Origin of the sequence: Methylobacterium sp. CCH5-D2 (assembly GCF_001556475.1) — a bacterium.
GTDB classification, from domain to species: Bacteria; Pseudomonadota; Alphaproteobacteria; order Rhizobiales; family Beijerinckiaceae; genus Methylobacterium; species Methylobacterium hispanicum.
In genome coordinates this window covers 1-6,540 of sequence record NZ_LSIX01000246.1, presented here as the reverse complement: position 1 = coordinate 6,540, position 6,540 = coordinate 1, and the positions used below count along the sequence as shown (strand labels likewise).

Annotated in this window: 7 protein-coding genes; 6 read left to right on the top strand and 1 reads right to left on the bottom strand. The window is 73.3% G+C overall.

Going from position 1 to position 6,540, the window contains the following annotated elements; translation table 11 throughout:
* The first annotated feature begins 208 nt into the window (after window positions 1-208).
* The 6 genes from flhA to AX737_RS06420 all read left to right on the top strand — a co-directional run bounded on the left by flhA (window position 209) and on the right by AX737_RS06420 (window position 4,840).
* Window positions 209-2,296 carry a flagellar biosynthesis protein FlhA gene (gene flhA, locus AX737_RS06445; protein ID WP_066919963.1) on the top strand — a complete coding sequence of 696 codons (2,088 nt, stop codon included), beginning with the start codon at window positions 209-211 and terminating at the stop codon, window positions 2,294-2,296.
* Window positions 2,297-2,338: 42 nt separating this feature from the next.
* A complete protein-coding gene (gene fliR / locus AX737_RS06440) occupies window positions 2,339-3,091 on the top strand; it encodes a flagellar biosynthesis protein FliR (protein WP_066919962.1) in 753 nt (250 codons plus the stop codon).
* Between the two features lie 5 nt (window positions 3,092-3,096).
* Window positions 3,097-3,507: a hypothetical protein gene (locus AX737_RS06435; protein WP_238229602.1), complete on the top strand. Its 411-nt coding sequence runs from the start codon at window positions 3,097-3,099 to the stop codon at window positions 3,505-3,507.
* Between the two features lie 65 nt (window positions 3,508-3,572).
* Window positions 3,573-4,055, top strand: a complete 483-nt coding sequence (locus AX737_RS06430) for a rod-binding protein (protein WP_066919961.1) — start codon at window positions 3,573-3,575, stop codon at window positions 4,053-4,055.
* A 6-nt stretch (window positions 4,056-4,061) separates the two neighbouring features.
* Entirely contained in the window at window positions 4,062-4,397 is a 336-nt protein-coding gene (locus tag AX737_RS06425; RefSeq protein ID WP_066919960.1) for a hypothetical protein, read from the top strand.
* Window positions 4,394-4,840, top strand: a complete 447-nt coding sequence (locus AX737_RS06420) for a hypothetical protein (protein WP_066919959.1) — start codon at window positions 4,394-4,396, stop codon at window positions 4,838-4,840. Before AX737_RS06425 ends, AX737_RS06420 begins: the two co-directional genes overlap by 4 nt.
* Window positions 4,841-4,870: 30 nt before the next feature.
* On the opposite strand, the gene AX737_RS06415 is transcribed toward AX737_RS06420, so the two are convergent.
* A partial coding sequence (locus AX737_RS06415) for a heparinase II/III family protein (protein WP_197430479.1) occupies window positions 4,871-6,540 on the bottom strand: 1,670 nt, incomplete at its 5' end.

Genomic DNA, 6,540 nt, shown 5'->3' with positions numbered 1-6,540 from the left:
TACCCCTCACCCCAACCCTCTCCCTATGGGAGAGGGGGCGCGGCGCGGTTCCAGTCGCAATCTAGGAGACGACCCACCCCATATGCGATCGCCCTGCTCTGCGGGGGAGGGAGAGCGACGCCCGCGCCCATCCCCGCGCAAGCTTGCCGCGCGAGAAGCATCCCCGTGAGACGCGGGCGCCCCTGCGTCGAGACTTGGGGAACCCTTCATGGCGGCGGGTGCGGCGCTCGGCCTCGAACAGCGGAAGTCGCGGCGGGATTTCGGCTTCGCGGCCGGCATCGTGGCGATCCTCGCCGTCCTGTTCCTGCCCGTCCCCGCGCTCCTCATCGATGTCGGGCTCGCCTTCTCGATCGCGCTCTCGGTGCTGATCCTGATGGTGGCGCTCTGGATCCAGAAGCCGCTCGAGTTCTCCGCCTTCCCGACCGTGCTGCTGATCGCGACGCTGCTGCGCCTCGCGCTCGGCATCGCCACGACCCGCCTGATCCTGGCCAACGGCCAGAAGGGCGTCGATGCCGCCGGCCACGTGATCCAGGGCTTCTCGCAGTTCGTGATGAGCGGCGACTTCGTGATCGGGATCGTGGTCTTCGTGATCCTGATCACGGTCAACTTCCTGGTCATCACCAAGGGCGCGACCCGCATCGCGGAGGTCGGCGCCCGCTTCACCCTCGACGCCATCCCCGGCAAGCAGATGGCGATCGACGCCGACCTCAACGCCGGGCTGATCGACGACAAGGAGGCCCAGCGCCGCCGCCGGGAGCTGGAGGAGGAGAGCGCCTTCTTCGGCTCGATGGACGGCGCCTCGAAGTTCGTGCGCGGCGAGGCGGTGGCCTCGCTCATCGTGATCGCGGTCAACGTCTTCGGCGGCATCATCATCGGCACGACGCGCCACGGCATGCCGCTCGGCCAGGCGGCGGACGTGTTCGTGAAGCTGTCCGTCGGCGACGGCCTCGTCTCGCAGATCCCGGCGCTCATCGTCTCGCTGGCCGCGGGCCTGCTCGTCTCGAAGGGCGGCACGCGCGGCGCCACCGAGCAGGCGGTGCTCAACCAGCTCGGCGCCTACCCGCGCGCGCTGACCGTGGCCTCGGCCCTGATGTTCGTCTTCGCCCTGGTGCCGGGCCTGCCCTTCCTGCCCTTCGTGGTGCTGGCGGGCCTGATGGGCTTCATCGCCTACGCGATCCCGCAGCGGGCGGCCGCCCGCAAGGCGCTGGAAGAGGCCAAGGTCGCCGAGGAGACCGCGACCAAGGCGCAGGCCGCGGCCGCCGAATCGGTCAAGGAATCGCTCAAGACCCCCGAGATCGAGCTGATCCTCGGCCGCCAGGTCGCGGCGCAGATCCAGGCGAGCCACGCCGAGCTCTCCCACCGCGTCGCCAAGATGCGCAAGAAGTTCGCCCGGCAGTACGGCTTCGTGGTGCCCGACATCAAGCTCACCGACAGCGTGGCGCTGCCGCCCAAGAGCTACCAGATCCTGATCCACGGCACGGTCGTGGCGACGCAGGAGATGCGCCCCGGCGAGATGCTGGTGGTGGTGGGCGACGGGCCGAAGCCCGACGTGCCCGCCGAGGAGGTGCGCGAGCCCGCCTTCGGCATGCGCGCGCTCTGGGTGATGGATTCCTACGCCGCCGAGGTGCGCCGCACCGGCTTCGAGCCGATCGACGGCGCCTCGGTGCTGCTCACCCACCTCTCGGAGGTGATCCGCAACAACCTGCCCCAGTTCCTCTCCTACAAGGACATGCGCGGCCTGCTCGACCGGCTGGAGCCCGAGTACAAGCGCCTGCTCGACGAGATCGCGCCCGCGCAGATCTCGTATTCCGGCCTCCAGGCGGTGCTGAAGCTGCTGCTCTCCGAGCGGGTCTCGATCCGCAACCTGCACCTGATCCTGGAGGCGGTGGCCGAGATCACGCCCCACGCCCGCCGCGCCGAGCAGATCGCCGAGCACGTGCGGATGCGCATCGCCCAGCAGATCTGCGGCGATCTCGCCGAGAACGGCGTGCTCAACGTGCTCAGGCTCGGGGCCAACTGGGACCTCTCCTTCCACCAGAGCCTGAAGCGCGACGCCAAGGGCGAGGTGGTGGAGTTCGACATCGACCCGCGCCTCGTCGAGCAGTTCGGCAGCGAGGCGGCCGCCGCGATCCGCGAGCGCCAGAAACAGGTCCACGGCTTCGCGCTGGTCACGGCGCCCGACGCGCGTCCTTACGTGCGCATGATCATCGAGCGGATCTTCCCGACGCTGCCCGTGCTCTCGCACCTGGAGATCGCCCGGGGCGTGGAGATCAAGGCGCTGGGGACGGTCTCGTGAGCCGCCGGCGCGCTCCCTGCCGCCGGGGAGGCGGCGCCTGACATGAATGCCGGCCCGGAACTCTTCCTCGGCGTGTTCCTGATCTTCTGCCGGATCGGCGGCTGCCTGCTCGTCGTGCCGGGCTTCTCCAGCCCGCGGGTGCCCCAGCAGGTCCGGCTGCTCATCGCCGGCGCCGTCTCGCTGGCGCTGGCGCCGCTCATTCTGCCGCTGTTCAGCCAGAAGCTCGCCGGCCAGGCGCCGGGGGAGACGCTCCGCTGGATCCTCACCGAGACCGTCACGGGCCTGCTCATCGGCTTCCTCGGCCGGATCTTCCTCGTGGTCCTGGAGACCGTGATGAACGCGACCTCGACCATGGTCGGCTTCGGCGCCATGCCGGGCGCGCCGGTCGAGGGCCAGGACCCGGTGCCGGCGATCGACTCGCTGATCCTCGTCACCGCGACCGCGCTGCTCTTCGCGAGCGACCTGCACTGGGAGCTGTTCCGCGGCCTCGCCGAATCCTACGGGCGCATCCCGCCGGGCGAGGGGATCGGCAGCCAGACCGCCCTGGTGCGGGTGGTCGATCAGGTCGCCGACGCCTTCATGCTGGGGCTTCGCATCACCGCGCCCTTCGTGATCTACGCGATCGTGGTCAACCTCGCGGCGGGCTTCGTGAACAAGCTCTCGCCGAGCATTCCGGTCTACTTCGTCGCCACGCCGTTCGTGATGTTCGGCGGCCTGCTGATGCTCTACTACCTCGGGGGCGAGATCATGATGCAGTACCTGCAGACCTACGCCGCCTGGCTGCGGCAGGGATAGGCGTCGTGGCCCACGATCCCCGCCGCCTGGAGCGGGCGGAGCGGCTGATGCGGGTGCAGGCGCAGATGCGCCGCGTCGCCGAGACGGAACTCGCCCGCACCCGCGAGCGCGCCGCCGCCCTCGAGGCCGACCGGGCCGCGCTGCTGGGCGCGCTCGGGGCCGGGCAGTTCGGGCACCTGCTGCTCGGCGCCGCGAACCGCCGCCTGCAGGGACTCGCGGCCGAGGCCGGCGCGGTGGAGGCCGAGATCGGGCGGCAGGCGGATGCCTTACGCGAGCGGGGGCTCGCCGAGAAGCGCTCCGAGGCGCTGGTCGAGCGCGCCGCCGCGGCCGAGGCCCGCGAGCACGAGCGCCGCGAGGCCCTCGACCGGCTGGACGGGCTGGCCCGGCGGTCCCCCGGCGACGCAAGCCTCCCGTAAGCCAGGGCGGGTAGGGCAGGATATCAGGCCAGGATCCGGCACACCCGTGCCGGGAGGACGAAGCGATGAGCATCTCCCCGCCCACCGACATCGTGATGGACGTGGCGAAGGCCGCCGACCCGCAGCGCTACCAGGAGGCCGCGGCCAAGCTCTCCGCGCCCGGCGACCCGGCGGCCTTCACGGACGCCGTGCGGGCGGCGGGCCTCGCGCTCCACATGCCGCTCGACGCCCGCGGCTCGCTCACCAGCCTGCAGAACCAGACCACGCTGGCGGGCGCCGGCCCGGTCAGCGACCCCTACAAGAAGTTCGAGGGCCTCGTCCTGCAGCAATTCGTCGAGGCGATGATGCCCGACAAGTCCGAGACCGTGTTCGGCAAGGGCAATGCCGGCCACATCTGGAAGTCGATGCTGGCCGAGCAGATCGGTCAGCAGATCGCCAAGGCCGGCGGCATCGGCATCGCCCGGATGCTGGACAAGGCCCATCCGGAGACGGCCCAGCCCGTCCAGCCGACGCAGCCCACGACCGATTCCGCCGCCCCGAAGGTCTGACCCGCGATGCTGATCGCCGCCCTGAAGCGCCTGGAAGAGACCGTCGAGGCCGAGACCGAGGCGCTCGTCGCCCGCCGGCCCCTCGACCACGCCGAACTCAACCGGGCCAAGAGCCGGAGCCTGCTGGAACTCACCCGGCTGACCCGCGACCTCGACGCCACCGCGCTCGACGCCGCCACCGCGATCCACCTCGCGCGCCTGCGCGACAAGCTCGTGCGCAACCAGGAGGTGGTGGGGCTGCACCTGCGCGCCGTCGAGGAGATCGGCGAGACGCTGGCGGCGGCCGCCCTCAACCAGGAATCCGACGGCACCTACACGGCGCGGCTCGGGTTCGGCGCATGAAGGTCCTCGTCACCGGCCTCTGGATCTGCGCCGTCACCATCGCCTCCTGCTACGGGGCGGTGACCTGGGGCGGCGGCCTCTTCGCCAAGAAGACGGAGGCCTACTTGGAGGGCCTCCAGTACCAGAAGCTCGCGCCGATCAACATTCCGATGATCGCGGACGGGCGTGTGCAGGGCTACGTCATCGCGGTGCTGGTCTTCACCGCGGATGCGCGCCTGATGCACACCCTGCCGGTGCCGCCGAACGCCTTCGTGGTCGACGAGGCCTTCCGGCAGATCTACGCCGACCCGAGCCTCGATTTCCGCAAGCTCGCCAAGTACGACATCACCCGGCGCCTCGCCGAGGTCCGCAGCGCGGTCAACGGCCGCCTCGGCGCCGAGGTGGTGAAGGACGTGCTGGTGGACGAGATGAACTTCGTGCCCAAGCGCGAGGTGCGCTCGTAGCGCTCCCTCCCCGAGGAGAGGGAGGATGCCCTACGCCGCCAGGAAATCCCTCGCGGCTTCCCCGGCGAGCAGCCGCGTCAGCCGCTCCTCGACCGTGAGGTCCGTGGCGATCAGCATGCCCCCGCAGACCGTGCCCCGGCCCGCGACCGCGTAGGCGAGGGTGCCGGCCGGCACGAGCCCGCGCGGGCCGGCGACGAAGCCCTGGAGCGCGCCCGGCGGCTCGCTGCGGCCGTTGACGAGGGTGAGTCCCGCGGCGCGGCCCTCCGCCACCCAGGGCACGAGGTTGAGCCGGCGCGCGCCCTGCTGTGCCAGCGCCCGGCGCGGGCCCGACAGCGCGACGATCGCCTCGGGCGCCAGGTGCAGCAGCCCCTCGAAGGCGAGCGCGGCCTCGGCCGCCCCCCGGAAGCGGTCGATCACCGCGATCCCGTCGAGGTCGTCGAGCAGCACGAAGATCCGCTCGTGCGCCACGTCCGGCCCGTGCAGCCGCGTCGCGATGCGGTGGGCGGTGGCGCCCTCCAGGCGCAAGCGGCCGGCGTGCCAGGCCGGACCCGCCACCGGCTCGCGACCGTCGAGCAGCGCGACGTTGTGGGCCCGGGCCGAGACGAGGTAGTGGCGCGCCGGGCCCGCCTCCAGGCTCTCGGAGCCGCCCGCCTCCACGATCCAGCGCACGCCCTCGGCGGCGAGCACGAAGGAGGTGCAGTCGGCGTGGCCCTGCGGGGCCGCGAAGGTGCAGGCGAAGTGCGCCGCGCCGCGCCCGACCGCGTCGGCGCGGGCGCTCAGCGTGTCGTGCGCGAAGCCGCCCGCGGAGACCGTCGCCCCCGGGCCCTGCCCGCGGGCGGCCGCGAGGTCGGTCCCGCGCGCCAGGAGCCGGGCGACCCAGGCCGCCTCGTCGCCGGCCGGCGGGGCGTCGCCGAAGGGCGGCAGCCGCCCGCCCGGGTCGAGGAGCCCGGGAAGCCCCGCGAGGCCGGCCTCGACCCGGGCGGCGATGTCGGGACCGGGCGCCTGCCCGGCGAGGCATTCCGCCAGCGCCCGGCCGAGGCCGAGGAGGTCGAGCCGCCGCTGCAGCGCCGGCTCGGCGAAGCGCCCGTCCGGCCCGATCAGCGCCGCGACGGCCTCGCCGAGGACGCGCAGGGCGAGGCCGTCCCAGAAGGGCGCCAGCGGCAGCCGGGGCAGGGCGCGGGCGACGGCCAGGAGGGCGGCGGCGGCCTGCACACCGTGCAGCGAGCGCCCGAAGGCGTTCTGCCCGACGATCTCGGCGAGCGCGACGCCGTGCTGGGCCGCCGCGCCGACGAGGACCGGGCGCAGGCCGGCCTCGTCCTGCGCCGGCAGCGGCCCGGCGGCGAGCCCGGCCAGCACCTCGGCCCGGAGGCTGAGCGCCGCCGGGTGCAGGCTGAGCGGGTCGGCGGGCTGGCCCCACGGGTTCTCGCCCGCCCAGGAGGCGGCGGTTGCCGCGGCGAGCGCGGGCGCCGCCGCGCCCAGCGGCGCCAGCCACCCGAGCGACTGGTAGTCGAGCCGCCAGGGCACCGAGCGGAAGGGGTCGGCGCGCCAGTCCGGCGGGTCGGGCGGGGTCCAGTCGGGCAGGCCGGCGAGCCGCAGGAGCGGGCGCCCGTCCGGCCCGCGCCCCGTGCGCTCAGGGCCCTGGCGGAGCGCGCGGGCCCGGGCGAGCGGGGCGGGGCGCTCCGCCAGGGCCCTGAGCGCAC